Origin of the sequence: Pseudomonas sp. (assembly GCF_028293835.1) — a bacterium.
Lineage (GTDB): Bacteria > Pseudomonadota > Gammaproteobacteria > Pseudomonadales > Pseudomonadaceae > Aquipseudomonas.
The window spans coordinates 1-16,035 of the sequence record NZ_JAQGNX010000061.1 but is presented as its reverse complement, the minus strand read 5'-3'; the positions used below and the strand labels follow the sequence as shown (position 1 = coordinate 16,035).

Here is a 16,035-nt window from a genome sequence, read left to right as displayed (position 1 = left end):
AATGCCGACCCACAGCAGGCACGTAGCTCAGTTGGTTAGAGCACCACCTTGACATGGTGGGGGTCGTTGGTTCGAGTCCAATCGCGCCTACCAAACAAAATCCGCTCTGCTGGGCGGTCTAGAAGGGGTTCACCGAAAGGTGAGCCCCTTTTTTGCTTTGGGTCATTTACCATACTCTGCAGTTCAGCAGCATTTCGTTCCCCTATTCCCTTTGCAAGGGCAAACGAGAAAATCTGCACCAGTAACCTGCGGTGCTTTGGGTAAGCGTTATTGCTGAATCCGTCGAGGTATTCGGCCACCGCCTGAACGTCCAGTTGCCCAATTAGGCGATCGCTCCATCATCGACCATCAGCGGCGTCAGTTTTGCGTTAGCTGCCTTGACCAGCTTTATGGCTTCCTCCATCGGCCGATTGATGCTGGTCTTAAGGCCGGTTAAAGGACCTCGATAACGCCAGTACTTTCCGTTGGGGTAAAGATTCGGTGGCAGCTTCTTGTTCTGGAGCATGCATGGGCGTGGAGAGGAGGCAGAAGGTAGATAAGAGTTTTGGCACGTTTTACCATTCGTAGCGTTGTATTTGGGGCGCCCGTGGTTTTTCTAATGATTGCAAATGGCTACCGCTGGTCAGTGTGAGGCATGCCATTACGAATCATGGGGAGATCCACGGGTCTTCTATAAGTCCCCTGACTGCGAGAGGTAGAATGTTGATTAACGAAATCCACCCCGAAGACGGGCAAGGTCTGCTCTGCGAGCTCAATGCAGCTACAGAGGAAATGATGTCAATCGGACTTAATCAAGTCGGCAACGCTAGTTGGCATGAGGCGCATCGTCGTCAACAAAACGCTTTTGCCTGTTGGTTGCGATACCTCAGACGCGAACCCGAAGCGATGCTAAAAACCCCGGGTTCGGCAGCCGCCTGATATTCCGATGACAGAGTAGGATGCGATTTAAAGGGCCAGGTATGCCCGAATGGAACACGGAAGCCTGAAGCGTTGCGATGTCCACCGCCGCCGTATTGCTGCCCAATCGCAGAAACGTCTTCGCCGACGTCGGAACTGCGCAGGCTAAAGGGTCGGCCGTCCGGTCTCCACCAGTTTGGCGATGTTCTGCCTGGCCTTACGGTTTTCCATCGTCAGATTCTTCAATCTCGGCTGTGAGCAGCATAGCGTGCTGCTTCCACATTTAGACAGGTGTAGGAATGCCGAGGTCGTTCAGATGTATGCGAAATATTTTGTATTCATACGAGTGTCGATCCATAATTTGGCCCGTCAATCGAGTGGCTTGCATGAATTTCAAATGCTTTACTGTCCTGTCCCTTTGCTTGGGCATTTTGTGGGTCGTCGTGATCGTTTTCGTGAGCTTTGAATACGCCTCGCCGAGCGTGAAATCCCCGGTGACGGTTGTGCCAAATCGCTAATGGATGGAATTGAACGCTTTCGCTACACAGCCGACGACTCTTTCCCTACATCGCCCAGGCCGAATTCCACGCCAAGCCTGAACATCCACCCGCGACCACTGTCCTAAGCACGCGCAAGCTATTTCACTGCGCTAAAGGAGAATGTGTGTTTACGAATTTTTCAAGAGTTGCCTTGGCGATGGCGTTCCTGGCGATGTCGGGATGTTTCTTTGGTGGATTTGGTGGGGGGCATGACCGAGATCGCGGTGGGGATCGAGGCGGACATGATCAGCGCCAGGATGATCATGACTCTCGCGGCGGGCAGGACGATCATCGAGACGGGCGTTACTAATAGCCAGGGGGCCCGCTTCGAGCGGGCTGCCTCAATCAGCCTTGAACAGCGTAGTGATCAGCTGCTTGATATCCGCCTGGACATCTTTGGGCAAGCCATCCAACTCATACAAAACCTTGCTTTCAATGGCAGAGATGCCGTCAGACGCCTGCACTTTTTTCACCCCGGTGACCACGTACAGGATATCGACCCCGGAATCAGCGATTGCCGACAAGTACGTTGCGTTCGGAAAACGATGGCCACGCTCGTACAATCCCTGGGAGTTTGGTTCTATCCCGCCGACGGCTCCAAGCTCGGTCTGGGATAGGCCAAGCCGCTTGCGCTCTTCCTTTAAACGAGTCCCAATACCCTTCATTTGGAGCTCCTTGTGGGGGTTACCTATTCGTTCGAGGCCGAAACTACACCTCGTGGGCTGGTAGTAGTTCATCTGACAATCGCAGCCGTAATAATTCAGCTAACAGCGGTTAATCTCGCCAATCGTCTCCAGCGACGAACCATACGTGGCGTTTTCAGCTCTAACCCCTGAGCGTTCTCTCCAAGGCGAACAGGAGGCATCACATGAGTATCCAGGCCGCGACCTCAACTCCAACCTCAACCGACGATGAAACCCCGGAGTACCCGTTGCCGTCACCGACCAACCCGTTAAGTCCCGGCCGCATGACGATCAACCCGGACGATGACCCCGGCAACGATGAATTGCCGAATAACGAGGGCCGCCACCCTCTGGATGCTGACGACGATACCGGCATTGACCCTGACCGCGTCCGCGAAGAACCCGACAACGCGGTCTTGGATGACAAAATTGATCCGCGCTGACTCAGTAGGATGCATTCCGTTTCTCACAACGTGGGCATGGCGATGCGGTCTGTGCCACGATGAGGGCGTTCGGTGGGGAGGAGTTAAGTGTGAGCAAGTTCCAGCATTGTGAAAGAAATACCAACGGTCGCGACTTTGCGGTCGGTGATATTCATGGGCATTTCACCCGGCTGTACGGCACTCTGCTAGACATTGGTTTTGATACCGCAGTGGATCGCTTATTCAGCGTGGGAGACCTGGTGGATCGAGGTCCGGAGAGCAGGCAGTCACTCGAGTGGCTGGCCAAGCCCTGGTTTTTTGCGGTGCAAGGTAATCATGAGGCGCTGGCGATTCAGCATGTTCAGCACCAGCCCATCGATTATCAAATGTACCGAGCCAGCGGCGGCACCTGGTTCCTGAAGCTTCCGTCGGGTCTTCAGCGGCAATATGCTGCGCGCTTCGCCGACATGCCCATTGCCATTGAGATAGACACTCCCTTGGGGCTGATCGGAATAGTCCATGCTGATTGCCCACCACCAGGCTGGGGGCGGCTTCGGGAAATTCTGGACGGGCCTGCGCCGGCTCGGCGACAGGCTGAGGAATACTGCCAGTGGTCCCGTGAGCGCATTCACAGCAAAGATACCCGTGTCATAACGGACATTCGCGCATTGCTCGTAGGGCATACTCCTTCACGGGAAGCGCAGTGGCTGGGTAATGTCTTGTACATTGATACCGGTGGTTGGCGTTCGGATGGCAGCGGCCATTTCACATTGGTCGACCTTGCAACACTGGAGTTCGCGAAGCCCAAGACGCCGGAATTCGATGGTAGATCGATCTGAATGGCACATCCTGTTCGATAGATTGCAGGCTACAGTTCAAGTCTCATGAATTAGGGATCGGAGTTATGAATTGCTTGATTTGCAACACTGAAGCGCAGCGCATCAAAACTATGGGCGATTGGGTCGAGCAGGATTGCCCGGCGTGTGGCCGCTTCCGGGTAAGCGGTGCGTTGTTCGCTGATATGAAAACCAACAGACAGGCATTTAACGTCGAGAAAGCCCGGTCTTGGTTAGATAAACAACGAGCAGAAAATCGAGCAGAAAATCAGGACGACCATTCACCGTTGATTGATAGCCCCGACAGCGGGCTGGTTCTCGATTGACGAAAATATGTCCGAAGTGTGTGGAGAGCTGAACGGTTTTTCTTCGGTTCGAATTCGTTTGTACCAGTCACCTAGACAAATGAAACGAAATTGATTCTGTCGAACGCGTACGACCGCCCAGGCTTCTTCGGTGGGACTGAGGCCGGTTACACCGATTAAGCCTTCTACCCTACTGCGAAAATGGCCGTATAAGTAAACGCTCGTATCATCGAAGCCGAGGCCATTGTCTCGGCTTTTTTACCGGTGCCCAAGCCGCTTTCAGGCCAGGCAGCGGCACAACCTCTTATCTCGCGGAAAATAGAGACCTTAATCGGTCATGACATCCACAACCGCCCCCGATTCTTCAACCACGTACGTAAAGTGCGCGTATGGTTATGAATGACATTCCTGTTTAGGCGAACTCAAATGAATCATCTTGGTTCGAGGTTGAAAGAAGAGCGCAAGACGCTAGGGCTCTCGCAACATGATTTCGCAGCCATCGGCGGGGTCGAAGCCAACGCGCAAGGCAAATACGAAAGTGGGCAGCGAACGCCGCGCTCAGATTACTTGGCGGCCCTGAGTTTCAAGGGCGTAGACGTGCTTTATCTGCTGTCTGGCCATCGAACGCCGCTGCGTATTGAAAGCCTGACGGAAGCGGAAAGAATTGTAATTTTGCATTACCGCGCACTCACTGGCGTGGATCAGGACGCCATCGGCCAGCTGGCGCTGTCGCTGTCAGAGTGCCTGACTGAATAAGCCGCACCCAACGTGCCGATCTATGCTGCGCTCTGCTCCGATGTGTCCATCTGACTACTGCTTACTGCACTTTTATCTCCCTCTTTGCTGTTGAACGTTGATAAACGAGACGTTCGGCTTCGTACACCGGTTGCGAAGTAACAATTGGGCGGTGCGAAGATTTCCTAATCGCAGCGCTCTGCGTTAAATTACGCCGGTATTTTCCAATGGTTGATTCGGGCCGGATACGTACCGTCTTTTCCTCAACGCTGTCAGACCTTTGAGGAGGCGCTGCAATGAGCCATGGCATCACTATTAAAACCGAAGCGGACTTGGTCCAGTTGCGCATAGCGGGCAGGCTGGCCGCCGGTGTGTTGGCGATGATCGGTAGTCACGTGAGGGCGGGAATCAGTACCGAAGCTCTGGATGATATTTGCAACGATTACATTGTTAACGAGCTGAAAGTCATTCCAGCCAACGTGGGCTACCACGGCTTCACCAAAACCACCTGTATTTCGCCCAATACCGTGGTGTGCCACGGAATCCCATCGCCAACCGACATTCTCAAAGACGGCGACATTATTAATATCGATGTCGCTGTGATCAACGATGGCTGGTTCGGTGACACCAGCCGCATGTATTGCGTGGGCGAGGTGAGTCCATTGGCCCGACGTTTGGTGGAAACCACCTACGAGGCTACGCGCGCGGGTATTCTTGCGGTTCGTCCTGGGGCCACATTGGGCGATATTGGCCATGCCATTCAGAGCGTTGCACACCGTGAAGGCTTTAGCGTGGTGCGTGATTATTGCGGGCATGGCATCGGTCGTAATTACCATGAAGACCCGCAAGTGCTGCATTACGGCAGCGCGGGGCAGGGGATGAAGCTTAAAACCGGTATGGTCTTTACGATCGAACCGATGATTAACGCGGGCAAGCCGGGGATCAAAGTATTGCCAGACGGCTGGACCGTATTGACGCGGGATCAATCGCTTTCGGCGCAGTGGGAGCACATGGTCGCCGTGACGGCGACCGGCTTTGAGCTGTTGACGCCTTGGCCTGAGGGCACCGGCGACTACGCGGCTATCTAACCAGCGTTAACATGATCGTTTCCACAGCACATCAGTAATGCCTAGCCCTTCGGCTTGCTGGAGGGCCAGGCGAACCGGACCAGCAGCTATATTTCCGTGGGAGCTGACGACTCCTGCGTGCAACGTTGCGATGTGCAAGGCATCGCTTTCGCACAGGTGTGCGGCTCGATGAGTAAAGTGCCTGCTACTGCCATTGAACTGATAATAAATTTCAAATTCCGTCTGCTGATCCATCGGTGCGCCTCCGACAATTAATGTACAAGGGATGGCATGTCGAGACCTCCGAGCAGCCACGGCGCGGGTGCTGTTGCTCGAAATAACGTTTCTTCAGGGCCTGTTTCTCCGACTTCCCGTCGAGGCAAAGATTGCACGCAATTGCACCGGTTTGAACGGTATCCCGATGAGTGGGATGGCCGTTGAACATCGCGCGAAGCGCTTGAGCTGTCGGCGTGTTCAATGAAACTGACTTGCAACGTCCGGCAACGTCAGGTGTTACAGTGCTGTCTCCATTTATACGAGGAAGTATGCATGTCACTGCTTGATGATGAACAAGACATTTGGGATATGTTTGCCGCCTCCGCATTGACTGGTTTGATCAGCCGCGGCGCGATCGAACCTGTCGACGCTGCCGAACTGGCTGCTGATTATGCTTCGGAGCTGATGATCCAGCGCGCCCAGCGGATCCAGGCCGAAGAGGATGCAGCCGACGCGTCATAAGACATCGTCTGGCTCCATCAAAAAAGCCCGACACTTTCGCCAGTGTCGGGCTTTTTTATGAGTCCTGACAGCTCACCCGCAGGCCTTCATGTTTACCGGGCCGACAAAGTCGTTGCCCCGACCCATTACGCACGCCACGCGCTGATTACGTTGGGATTCCCAAGGTTCCACCGGGTAGGTCTTGTTCCAGGCTTCGTACAACTGACGATCCTGTTTCGACAGCGGCAGGGCGTATTGCTTACTCATGTAAAAGAAGGTCCGGGCGATCATCCCGCGAATTGACGGGCGGGGCATCACCTTCCTGGCCTTGAAGTCTACCTGCGTCAGGCAAGAACCATATTGCCCCGATTGCACCGGGAGCCAGCCGAAGCTGAAGTTGCTCCGGTCTCCATTTACCTCACCGATACTGGGTACCAGGTTATGCAGGTCGGCTTCGGCGTGTTGGTAGACCGGATCGGTTCTGGTGCAGTTCTTGCGTCCACCGTCCTGCCAGCATTGGCGCAAATGGCCGATCTGCCAGGCAGGCATGATGTGCTCCCATTCAATACGCTGGGCACGGCTGGCGCTTTTGCGCGGGACATAGCCACAGCCGGCGATATCGACCCGATGGCCGCTGTATTTGCAGCCACAGTAAAACTCGGTGGATTGCGGCGCATACAAGTTCCAGGCAATTCTTTTGGCTTCGCTGAAGGTGCGCGGTGCATCGGCATGGGCAGTAAGGGAAACGCTGAATAACAGTAAGGCCACTATTCGAACATTCATGCCTTAATCTTCCTTCGGCACAGTCCAGAATATCTGCACGCCACCGTCGTCGCGGTAGGCGAGGGTGACATTATCGTTCTCGGCTATTTCGCCAAGCATTTGATTCCATTCATCTTCCAGTTCGTCGGGCAAGCGCATAAGCAGAGCGGTTCTCGACTTTTGGGCGTTTGTGGAATTGATGATTTTCTGAACCCGAACTCCCAGCAGTTCATAGGAACTAGGGATTTTTGCTGTCGCTGCAGTATTCTTTGCCACGGAGAAATCCTTGGTTGGCTGTACGGGCATACAGTATTTCACTGCGGGATTTTTCGCAACCGACAGATACAATAGCCCTTCGATCAGGCTGAATCGTGTCACCGGATCAACCCGCCAAACGGTCAGGTAAATAGGCAGAACCGGTGAGTTTGGAGTTGACAAACACGGCCTCCGTTCTCATAGTTCGTTTCACGCAAACGTTTGCGCCTTCGCATACGATGCTAAAAATAATCATAAGATCGGAGTGAACCCATGAAGCTGCCCTTCGCTGCTCGTCTTCTCGCTGTCGCCATGCTCTGCGCCGCCTCCGCAATGCTACCGCTATCCGTAGCCCATGCCGCCGCCCCGGAAAAACCTAAGGTTGCGTTAGTGATGAAATCCCTGGCCAACGAATTTTTCCTGACCATGGAAGACGGGGCTAAAGCGTATCAAAAGGACCATTCGGCTGATTTCGACCTGATCTCCAACGGCATCAAGGACGAGTCGGACACCGCTGCGCAAATCTCCATCGTTAACCAGATGATCGTGCAGAAAGTCAACGCGCTGGTCATCGCGCCTGCTGATTCCAAGGCATTGGTTGCAGTGCTCAAGAAGGCTGAAGACGCCGGCATTACGGTCATTAACATCGACAATCAGCTCGACCCTGACGTCCTGAAAAGCAAAGGCATGAATGTGCCGTTCGTGGGCCCTGACAACCGTAAGGGTGCCAGCATGGTGGGGGAATACCTGGCCAAACAGTTGAAGGCTGGCGATGAAGTCGGAATTATCGAAGGCGTTCCGACCACCACTAACGCTCAGCAACGCACCGCTGGTTTCAAAGATGCCATGGACGCGGCAGGCATGAAGATTGTCTCCACACAGTCGGGTAACTGGGAAATCGACAAGGGCAACGCTGTAGCGTCGGCCATGCTCAATGAGTATCCGAACATCAAGGCGTTGCTGGCCGGCAATGACAGCATGGCATTGGGCGCCGTATCGGCAGTCCGGGCGGCGGGCAAGGCTGGCAAAGTGCAAGTGGTTGGCTATGACAACATCAACGCTATCAAGCCAATGCTTAAAGACGGCCGGGTGCTAGCGACTGCTGACCAGTTCGCTGCTAAGCAAGCGGTATTTGGTATAGAAGCTGCGCTGAAGATCATCAAGGACGGTAAAGCCGACGCCGCCAGCGATCGCATCGTGACGCCGGTCGAGTTGGTTACCAAGCCGTAATTATCGGTAACAGCCGTTCTTCTGCACTAACAGCGCTCGCTTGCTTATCGCGGCGGGCGCCTGGAGATTTCCATGTCAGCGTCTGCTCAGGCGACTGTTCTATCTGTCAGCGGTATCGGCAAAACCTACGCCCAACCTGTTCTCGGCAACATCGACCTGACACTGTTGCGCGGCGAAGTGTTGGCGTTGACCGGCGAAAATGGCGCGGGTAAAAGCACGCTGTCGAAAATTATCGGCGGTCTGGTAACACCGACCACCGGGCAGATGCAATATCAGGGTCAGGCCTACGCACCGACCAGTCGAACCCAAGCCGAGCGGCTGGGGATTCGCATGGTCATGCAAGAGCTGAACCTGCTGCCGACGCTGTCCGTGGCGGAAAACCTGTTCCTCGACAATTTGCCGAGCCGTGCCGGGTTTATCAATCGCAAGCAGCTGCGGGCCGACGCAATTCAGGCCATGGCCCAGGTCGGCCTGGATGCCATTGATCCCGACACCTTAGTGAGTGAATTGGGCATTGGCCACCAACAGATGGTCGAAATCGCCCGCAACCTGATCGGCGACTGCCATGTATTGATCCTCGACGAACCGACGGCAATGTTGACCTCCCGTGAAGTCGAGATGCTCTTCGAACAGATCACCCGCCTGCAAGCCCGTGGCGTATCGATCATTTATATCTCCCATCGGCTGGAAGAGTTGGCCCGTGTTGCGCAGCGCATAGCCGTGCTGCGTGACGGCCAACTGGTCTGCGTCGAGCCGATGGCCAATTACAACAGCGAGCAACTGGTCACGTTGATGGTTGGACGTGAGTTGGGCGAGCAGATCGATCTTGGCCCGCGCCATATAGGCGAAGTGGCGTTGTCGGTCAGAGGCCTTGGGCGTTCGAACAAGGTTATGGACGTGTCGTTCGAGGTGCGAAGTGGTGAGGTCTTCGGAATTTCCGGGCTGATCGGTGCCGGGCGTACCGAGCTGTTGCGTCTGATCTACGGCGCTGACATCGCCGATACCGGCACCATTGCGCTGGGCTTTCCTTCGCGCCCCGTGAGCATACGTTCTCCGGTAGACGCCGTTAACGAAGGCATCGCGCTGATCACCGAAGACCGCAAGGGTGAAGGGCTGCTGCTGACTCAGTCCATCAGCGCCAACATTGCGCTGGGTAACATGCCTTCGATTTCCAAAGCAGGCATCGTCAATGGCCGCGACGAGATAAAGCTCGCCCAGCGCCAGGTCGATGCCATGCGCATCCGCAGTTCAAGCCCAACCCAACTGGTCTCTGAGCTATCCGGTGGCAATCAACAGAAGGTAGTGATCGGTCGTTGGTTGGAGCGCGATTGCACAGTGATGCTGTTCGACGAACCGACCCGCGGCATCGATGTCGGCGCCAAGTTCGACATCTACGCGCTGCTGGGGGAATTGACGCGTCAGGGCAGGGCGCTGGTGGTGGTTTCCAGCGACTTGCGTGAACTGATGCTGATCTGTGATCGCATTGGCGTGCTGTCCGCTGGACGCCTCATCGATACGTTCGAGCGCGACACCTGGACCCAGGACGAGCTGCTTGCTGCCGCGTTTGCCGGCTATCAAAAACGTGATGCGCTGCTGAATGAAGCGGCGCCCAGGAACAACCCATGAAACTTTCCACTTCCACCACCACGACCAACTCTTCAACCCCGGCCGTGCCTTCGCCGGGCAAACGCAGTGGCAACTACTACGGCATGGGCACCTATCTGGGTCTCGCTGGCGCGTTAATAGCGATGATTGCGCTGTTTTCCATGCTCAGCGATCATTTCCTGTCGTACGAAACCTTCAGCACCCTGGCCAACCAGATTCCAGATTTGATGGTATTGGCGGTGGGCATGACCTTTGTGTTGATCATCGGTGGTATCGACTTGTCCGTCGGTTCGGTGTTGGCTTTAGCGGCGTCCACCGTCAGCGTTGCAATTCTCGGCTGGGGCTGGGGCGTTGTACCCGCTGCGCTACTGGGAATGTGCTGCGCGGCAGTCGCCGGGACGGTAACGGGTTCGATTACCGTGGCCTGGAAAATTCCTTCGTTCATCGTCTCCCTGGGTGTGCTGGAGATGGCCCGTGGCGTGGCGTATCAAATGACCGGCTCACGCACTGCGTACATCGGTGACGCCTTTGCCTGGCTGTCGAACCCGATTGCCTTTGGCATCTCGCCGTCATTCATCATTGCGCTGGCGGTCATCTTTGTCGCTCAGGCCGTGCTGACCCGTACCGTGTTCGGCCGCTACCTGATCGGGATCGGCACCAACGAGGAAGCGGTGCGTCTGGCAGGGATCAATCCAAAGCCCTACAAGATCGTGGTGTTTTCACTGATGGGGTTGCTGGCAGGGGTCGCGGCCCTGTTTCAAATTTCACGCTTGGAAGCCGCTGACCCTAACGCCGGTTCCGGTTTAGAACTGCAAGTCATCGCCGCCGTTGTCATCGGTGGTACCAGCCTGATGGGCGGCCGTGGATCGGTGATCAGCACGTTCTTCGGTGTCCTGATTATCTCGGTACTGGCAGCGGGCCTGGCACAGATCGGCGCGAGTGAGCCGACCAAACGCATTATTACTGGTTTGGTGATTGTCGTCGCAGTGGTACTCGACACTTACCGCAGTAACCGCGCACGTCGGCAGGCTTGATATGTCAACGATCAAAGACGTAGCTGCACTGGCAGGGATTTCCTACACGACGGTGTCCCATGTTCTGAACAAAACGCGCCCGGTCAGCGACCAAGTGCGAATCAAAGTCGAGGCTGCCATCATTGCTTTGGACTACGTACCCAGCGCGGTTGCCAGGTCGCTCAAGGCTAAGGCTACCTCAACCATTGGTCTGCTGGTTCCCAACGGCAGCAACCCGTATTTTGCCGAGCTGGCACGAGGTATCGAGGACTATTGCGAGCGCAACGGATTTTGCGTGATTCTGTGCAATGCCGACGATAATCCCGAAAAACAGCGGGGTTATTTGCGGGTATTGCTGGAGAAGCGCGTCGACGGTCTGATCGTTTCGTCAGTGGGCGGCGACGTTGGCATGGACGAGGGCCTGGCAGCGGTAAGAACGCCAATGGTAGTGGTCGACCGTGACCTTGAGGGGATCGTTGCCGACCTGGTGCGGATTGATCACGAATTGGGCGCTTACCTGGCGACCTGTCATTTGCTGGAGCTGGGGCATCGGCATATCGCCTGTATCTGCGGTCCGGCAAAAACCAGTGTGGCGCAAATGCGCTTGGCCGGTTATCGCCGGGCCATGCTTGAGGCAGAAATTGTCGTGCCGGACGAGTGGGTCGTCGAGAGCGATTTCACCAGCCCGGGTGGCTATCAGGCGGCGGTCGCCTTATTGGACCATAACCCGCCAACGGCCGTCTTCGCGGGCAATGACATGATCGGTATTGGCGTCTTGCGCGCCGCAGCCGAGCGCAACGTTCGTGTGCCGGGCGACTTGTCAGTGATCGGTTTCGACGATATCCAAATGAGCCGCTTCGTCTACCCGGCGCTGACCACCGTTGGTCAATCGATCCTGCAACTGGGTGAAATGGCCGCCGAGGTCCTGTTACGCCGTATCCTGGCGCCGGGTCACACCGCCATTGAGCAACGAATCGTGGCGCCGAGCATCGTTATGCGTGAATCCACGGCGCCGCCCACCAACGTGTTCGATGCCTTTCGTTGATAAATTGTTGCCGAAACACTGCGGCTGAAACATAGCCGCCGAACAGATTAAAGAGCGCAGACACATGCAAGCAAAAGTAGTGGTAGTCGGAAGCCTGAACATGGACTTGGTCACTCGAGCAGAACGTTTGCCCCGGGCCGGTGAAACCCTGGCAGGCGAATCGTTTGGCACGGTGCCCGGTGGCAAGGGTGCCAACCAGGCGGTTGCCGCGTCCCGGTTGGGTGCCCACGTCGCCATGGTTGGTTGCGTCGGTGTCGACGCTTATGGCGAGCAGTTGCGCGCCGCGCTGGTGGATGAGCAGATTGACTGTGAAGCTGTGACTGCAGTGGCGGGAGTGTCCAGTGGCGTAGCGCTGATCGTGGTAGATGCCAGCAGCCAGAACGCGATTGTGATTGTCGCGGGCGGCAACGGTCGGCTAACGCCGGAGGTAATGGCGGGATTCGATTCGAAACTGGCCGAGGCAGACGTCATCATCTGTCAGCTTGAGGTGCCGATGGACACCGTCGCTTATACCCTCAAGCGTGGCCACGAGCTGGGCAAGATCATGATTCTAAACCCCGCGCCTGCCAGTGGTCCGTTGCCGGTCACGTGGCTGCCGCTGATCGACTACTTGATCCCCAACGAGAGCGAGGCTGCTGCGATGACCGGTGTACTGGTGGATTCCTTATCCTCCGCAGAAGCGGCGGCGAGCAAGCTGTTAGACGCGGGCGCTTCGAAAGTCATCATCACGTTGGGCGCACTAGGGTCATTGTTCGCTGATGGCCAACGGTTCCAGCATTTTCCGGCGCCGAAGGTTCAGGCTGTCGACACCACCGCGGCTGGCGATACGTTTGTCGGCGGCTTCGCTGCGGCCTTGGCCCAAGGCCAGAGCGAGGCTCAAGCCATCGGTTTTGGCCAGATTGCCGCCGCGTTGTCGGTAACCCGTGCCGGCGCCCAGCCCTCCATTCCAACCCTCAATGACGTACAGAGTTTTCTGCAGCCATGAAAAAAACGCCTCTGCTTAACATTGCCCTCTCGCGGGTTATTGCCTCGTTGGGGCATGGCGATATCGTCATGATCGTCGATGCTGGAATGCCGGTGCCGCCCGGCGTCGAGCTGATCGATCTGGCGCTGACCCAAGGCATTCCTGACTTTGCCAGTGTGCTGCGTATTGTCCTGACTGAAATGCAGGTCGAGAGCCATGTGCTGGCCGAAGAGATGCTGGATAAGCAACCTCCGGCGTTGGTCGTCGTCGAAGGCCTGCACCTACAGGGTGACCTGGGCCAGCAGCGGCTGGTCAGTCACGATGAATTGAAAAAACTGAGTCGTTCGGCGCGGGCCATTGTGCGCACCGGCGAGTGTCAGCCGTACACCAACATTGCGCTTGTCGCAGGCGTAACTTTCTAAGGTTGGCGCAGGGCCACCAGTGCTTTGGAACAGGGAGTTTCTCATGTCACGTTTTACCCTTTATCTGCAGCAACTTCTTCGGAGTCTTATGCTTTTGTCCGTACTCAGCGCTACAGCCGCGCAGGCCATCGAGCGACGCGATTTGATCATCGACACCGACCCGGGCGCCGACGATGTTGTTGCATTGTTATTGGCCCTGGCTTCACCTGAAGAGCTGAATGTACTGGCGATCACTACGGTCGCTGGGAATGTGCGCCTGGACAAAACCTCCCGCAATGCCCGGCTAGCGCGGGAGTGGGCAGGGCGTGAGGAAGTGCCCGTGTATGCCGGCGCCCCCAAGCCTCTGGTACGCACGCCGATTTATGCGGAAAACATCCATGGTCAAGAAGGCCTGCCGGGCATCGCCGTGCATGAGCCGGTAGTAGGCTTGGCCAGCGGCAATGCCGTCGATTACCTGATACAAACCCTGACTAAGGCGCCACCACACAGCATCACCTTGGCGCTGCTCGGTCCCGAGACCAATCTGGCGCTGGCGTTGGTACAAGCGCCGGAAATTACCCAGGGGATTAAAGAAGTCGTGGTGATGGGGGGCGCGCATTTTAACGGCGGCAACATCACCCCGGTCGCTGAATTCAATATGTTCGCCGACCCGCACGCCGCACAGGTGGTATTGGCCAGTGGCGTCAAGCTGACGTACGTACCGCTGGATGTCACCCACAAGATCCTCACCAGCGAACTGCGGATCAAGCAGATCGAGGCATTGAACAACCAGGCGGGCAAGCTGGTAGGCGATATCCTTAACGAATACGTCAAGGCGGACATGGTGCAGTACGGTTTGCCAGGCGGGCCGGTGCATGATGCCAGCGTCATCGCTTACTTACTCAAGCCCGAGTTATTTTCCGGCCGGCAAGTTAACCTGACCATCGACACTCGCGAAGGGGTCACTTTTGGTCAAACCGTGGCTGACTGGTACGACACGCTCAAGCACGACAAGAACGTATTCTGGGTTGAAAACGGCGATGCCCAAGGGTTCTTCGACTTGCTGACTTCGCGCCTGAGTCGGTTGAAGTAGCTGCTTGAGTCGCTTAGGCGTCTTTGGTGAGGTCCGCTTGGGGCCTCATTCATAAATGCTGCATGGATACTTCTCGAACACCTGACTGATAAATGCTTGAGCGCCCGCAGTGCCTAGCTCCTTCACCAATAGGTCGACGCCGATAATCGCCATTTCTTCGGCGCTACCGGGGCTGTACGAGCATTGTCCCTGAGGCCACTTGGCCTTGATGTCAGCATCGATCGATACGATTGCCATTGTTGTCTCATCTGGTCAGAAAAAAACGGCCCGGGCGCATCAATTCGCCGCAACACCTCGTTCTAAAGCGGGTCAGTAAACCATCTTGGCCCTCATTTGGCACTCAAACTTAGGCATGACGCGAGGCGCATGCCAAACTTACTGACTATTTTACGAGGACGCTGACGTGCCGATCGATCTCAATGACCCTGCCAGTTTCACCCTGGAAGCTGTGCGCCAACTTATCGCTTTGGGCAATGATGACGTGCATAACCAATTGCGTGTCAGCAAAACTGGCAGCGCCTATCTATCGGCGGCGGCGGTGGGTGGGGTCGACGTCGGTGGCCTGCTGTTTCGCCTGGAAACCTGGTCGGCGGGCTCCGGCTGTGTCGGACCCATTGCAGCCAGTGATGGGGTGTGGGTCATGCAGATATTTAACGCGCTGAAAGACAATTGGGCTGACCCGCGACTTGATTACGTCGATGTGTACTAAACACGTTTTGACATGATTTGACTGCCCGTCCGTTTACTCGCTGAGGCAGACTCCAACAGCTTCAAATGGGCTCAATGCTGGCGGCGATTGCAACAGACACGTTTAGTCATTGTCGTAGGGGGCCGGATACCGTTTATTTGAGAGGAGGCGATATGCCTTGGAAGTTTTCATCGTTGGGTCTTTTAGCCGCCGCAGCCGTTCTGGCTGGGTGCAGCAATAAATCTGTACCCGTTGAGGCGCCGGCTGCAGTGGCTGACGTCGCGCCTGGGAGTTGCACGGCTTCCGCCGCCGGTTTCGCCGTAGGCCAAAAGGCATCGCCACAATTATTAGAGCAAGCTCGGATCAAGGCGGGAGCCTTTAGCGTCCGGCTGCTGAAGCCCGATACCATCGTGACGCTCGAATACCGTTCGGATCGCCTGAACGTCAATGCCGATGACAGCTCGACTGTCACTCGTATCAATTGCGGCTAATATCACTCAGCGCTTTTGTACCGCCCATAAAAAACCCCGTCACGTGGACGGGGTTTTTATGCTCAAGAGCTAGACTCAAGAGCAAGCTCGGGGGGATTACTCGCCGCGAACCTGAGCAGCTTGCATGCCCTTCTGGCCTTTCTCAGCCACGAACGAAACAGTTTGGCCTTCTTTCAGGCTTTTGAAACCGTCGCTTTCGATAGCTTTGAAGTGTACGAACAGGTCGTCACCGCCACCCTGAGGAGTGATAAAGCCGAAGCCTTTTTCATCGTTGAACCATTTTACGG

Annotated in this window: 23 protein-coding genes and 1 tRNA gene; 17 read left to right on the top strand and 7 right to left on the bottom strand. The window is 56.0% G+C overall.

The genetic code is table 11. The features are described 5' to 3' along the window. Nucleotides 1–16 precede the first annotated feature (16 nt). Nucleotides 17–93 (top strand) — tRNA-Val (locus JWR17_RS06950). Nucleotides 94–322: 229 nt separating this feature from the next. Here the strand turns inward: JWR17_RS06950 and JWR17_RS06945 are convergent. Continuing rightward, the gene (locus tag JWR17_RS06945) at nucleotides 323–505 is read right to left on the bottom strand and encodes a phage integrase Arm DNA-binding domain-containing protein (RefSeq protein WP_299829648.1); all 183 of its coding nucleotides are present in this window, start codon (nucleotides 503–505) and stop codon (nucleotides 323–325) included. A gap of 194 nt (nucleotides 506–699) precedes the next feature. On the opposite strand from JWR17_RS06945, the gene JWR17_RS06940 reads away from it, so the two are divergent. Further along, complete coding sequence (locus tag JWR17_RS06940; protein WP_299829646.1) at nucleotides 700–918, top strand: hypothetical protein; 219 nt, start codon at nucleotides 700–702, stop codon at nucleotides 916–918. An 859-nt stretch (nucleotides 919–1,777) separates the two neighbouring features. On the opposite strand, the gene JWR17_RS06935 is transcribed toward JWR17_RS06940, so the two are convergent. Further along, nucleotides 1,778–2,101, bottom strand: a complete 324-nt coding sequence (locus JWR17_RS06935) for a helix-turn-helix transcriptional regulator (protein WP_299829644.1) — start codon at nucleotides 2,099–2,101, stop codon at nucleotides 1,778–1,780. Between the two features lie 203 nt (nucleotides 2,102–2,304). Between JWR17_RS06935 and JWR17_RS06930 the strand changes: the two genes are divergently transcribed. The 5 genes from JWR17_RS06930 (at nucleotide 2,305) to map (ending at nucleotide 5,505) form a co-directional block, all read left to right on the top strand. Continuing rightward, complete coding sequence (locus JWR17_RS06930; protein WP_299829642.1) at nucleotides 2,305–2,562, top strand: hypothetical protein; 258 nt, start codon at nucleotides 2,305–2,307, stop codon at nucleotides 2,560–2,562. Between the two features lie 89 nt (nucleotides 2,563–2,651). After that, nucleotides 2,652–3,380: a metallophosphoesterase gene (locus JWR17_RS06925; protein WP_299829640.1), complete on the top strand. Its 729-nt coding sequence runs from the start codon at nucleotides 2,652–2,654 to the stop codon at nucleotides 3,378–3,380. 65 nt (nucleotides 3,381–3,445) lie between these two features. Continuing rightward, complete coding sequence (locus JWR17_RS06920) at nucleotides 3,446–3,703, top strand: hypothetical protein (RefSeq protein WP_299829638.1); 258 nt, start codon at nucleotides 3,446–3,448, stop codon at nucleotides 3,701–3,703. Nucleotides 3,704–4,108: 405 nt separating this feature from the next. Next, on the top strand, nucleotides 4,109–4,438 hold the full coding sequence (locus JWR17_RS06915; RefSeq protein ID WP_299829636.1) for a helix-turn-helix transcriptional regulator: 330 nt from the start codon (nucleotides 4,109–4,111) through the stop codon (nucleotides 4,436–4,438). Nucleotides 4,439–4,713: 275 nt separating this feature from the next. Continuing rightward, nucleotides 4,714–5,505 (top strand): type I methionyl aminopeptidase, encoded by a 792-nt coding sequence (map, locus tag JWR17_RS06910; protein WP_299829635.1) that lies wholly within the window; start codon nucleotides 4,714–4,716, stop codon nucleotides 5,503–5,505. A gap of 6 nt (nucleotides 5,506–5,511) precedes the next feature. On the opposite strand, the gene JWR17_RS06905 is transcribed toward map, so the two are convergent. Next, nucleotides 5,512–5,739: a DUF6555 family protein gene (locus tag JWR17_RS06905; protein WP_299829632.1), complete on the bottom strand. Its 228-nt coding sequence runs from the start codon at nucleotides 5,737–5,739 to the stop codon at nucleotides 5,512–5,514. Between the two features lie 294 nt (nucleotides 5,740–6,033). Here JWR17_RS06905 and JWR17_RS06900 point away from each other — a divergent pair, with 294 nt between their 5' ends. Continuing rightward, on the top strand, nucleotides 6,034–6,222 hold the full coding sequence (locus JWR17_RS06900; protein WP_299829630.1) for a hypothetical protein: 189 nt from the start codon (nucleotides 6,034–6,036) through the stop codon (nucleotides 6,220–6,222). A 72-nt stretch (nucleotides 6,223–6,294) separates the two neighbouring features. Here JWR17_RS06900 and JWR17_RS06895 read toward each other — a convergent pair whose 3' ends face one another. Both JWR17_RS06895 and JWR17_RS06890 read right to left on the bottom strand, forming a co-directional pair. Beyond that, complete coding sequence (locus JWR17_RS06895; protein WP_299829628.1) at nucleotides 6,295–6,984, bottom strand: endonuclease I family protein; 690 nt, start codon at nucleotides 6,982–6,984, stop codon at nucleotides 6,295–6,297. A 3-nt stretch (nucleotides 6,985–6,987) separates the two neighbouring features. Beyond that, nucleotides 6,988–7,239 (bottom strand): DUF1654 domain-containing protein, encoded by a 252-nt coding sequence (locus JWR17_RS06890; protein WP_299829651.1) that lies wholly within the window; start codon nucleotides 7,237–7,239, stop codon nucleotides 6,988–6,990. Between the two features lie 252 nt (nucleotides 7,240–7,491). On the opposite strand from JWR17_RS06890, the gene JWR17_RS06885 reads away from it, so the two are divergent. The 7 genes from JWR17_RS06885 (at nucleotide 7,492) to JWR17_RS06855 (ending at nucleotide 14,569) form a co-directional block, all read left to right on the top strand. Then, a complete protein-coding gene (locus tag JWR17_RS06885; protein ID WP_299829626.1) occupies nucleotides 7,492–8,448 on the top strand; it encodes a sugar ABC transporter substrate-binding protein in 957 nt (318 codons plus the stop codon). A 72-nt stretch (nucleotides 8,449–8,520) separates the two neighbouring features. Next, entirely contained in the window at nucleotides 8,521–10,074 is a 1,554-nt protein-coding gene (locus JWR17_RS06880) for a sugar ABC transporter ATP-binding protein (protein ID WP_299829624.1), read from the top strand. Between the two features lie 83 nt (nucleotides 10,075–10,157). Continuing rightward, the gene (locus JWR17_RS06875) at nucleotides 10,158–11,087 is read left to right on the top strand and encodes an ABC transporter permease (protein WP_299829650.1); all 930 of its coding nucleotides are present in this window, start codon (nucleotides 10,158–10,160) and stop codon (nucleotides 11,085–11,087) included. Nucleotide 11,088: 1 nt separating this feature from the next. Then, a complete protein-coding gene (locus tag JWR17_RS06870) occupies nucleotides 11,089–12,111 on the top strand; it encodes a LacI family DNA-binding transcriptional regulator (RefSeq protein ID WP_299829621.1) in 1,023 nt (340 codons plus the stop codon). 64 nt (nucleotides 12,112–12,175) lie between these two features. Continuing rightward, nucleotides 12,176–13,096, top strand: coding sequence for a ribokinase (gene rbsK / locus JWR17_RS06865; RefSeq protein ID WP_299829619.1), 921 nt, complete (start codon nucleotides 12,176–12,178; stop codon nucleotides 13,094–13,096). Beyond that, entirely contained in the window at nucleotides 13,093–13,497 is a 405-nt protein-coding gene (rbsD, locus tag JWR17_RS06860; protein WP_299829617.1) for a D-ribose pyranase, read from the top strand. The genes rbsK and rbsD overlap by 4 nt, the downstream gene beginning before the upstream one ends. A gap of 43 nt (nucleotides 13,498–13,540) precedes the next feature. Beyond that, on the top strand, nucleotides 13,541–14,569 hold the full coding sequence (locus tag JWR17_RS06855) for a nucleoside hydrolase (protein ID WP_299829615.1): 1,029 nt from the start codon (nucleotides 13,541–13,543) through the stop codon (nucleotides 14,567–14,569). Between the two features lie 45 nt (nucleotides 14,570–14,614). Here JWR17_RS06855 and JWR17_RS06850 read toward each other — a convergent pair whose 3' ends face one another. Further along, the gene (locus JWR17_RS06850) at nucleotides 14,615–14,806 is read right to left on the bottom strand and encodes a hypothetical protein (protein WP_299829613.1); all 192 of its coding nucleotides are present in this window, start codon (nucleotides 14,804–14,806) and stop codon (nucleotides 14,615–14,617) included. Between the two features lie 166 nt (nucleotides 14,807–14,972). Between JWR17_RS06850 and JWR17_RS06845 the strand changes: the two genes are divergently transcribed. Together JWR17_RS06845 and JWR17_RS06840 are read left to right on the top strand one after the other, a co-directional pair. Beyond that, nucleotides 14,973–15,278: a hypothetical protein gene (locus JWR17_RS06845; protein ID WP_299829611.1), complete on the top strand. Its 306-nt coding sequence runs from the start codon at nucleotides 14,973–14,975 to the stop codon at nucleotides 15,276–15,278. 152 nt (nucleotides 15,279–15,430) lie between these two features. Then, nucleotides 15,431–15,748, top strand: coding sequence for an I78 family peptidase inhibitor (locus JWR17_RS06840; RefSeq protein ID WP_299829609.1), 318 nt, complete (start codon nucleotides 15,431–15,433; stop codon nucleotides 15,746–15,748). 96 nt (nucleotides 15,749–15,844) lie between these two features. Here JWR17_RS06840 and JWR17_RS06835 read toward each other — a convergent pair. Further along, nucleotides 15,845–16,035, bottom strand: a 191-nt coding sequence (locus tag JWR17_RS06835; protein ID WP_299829606.1) for a cold-shock protein, incomplete at its 5' end; no start/stop codon positions are given.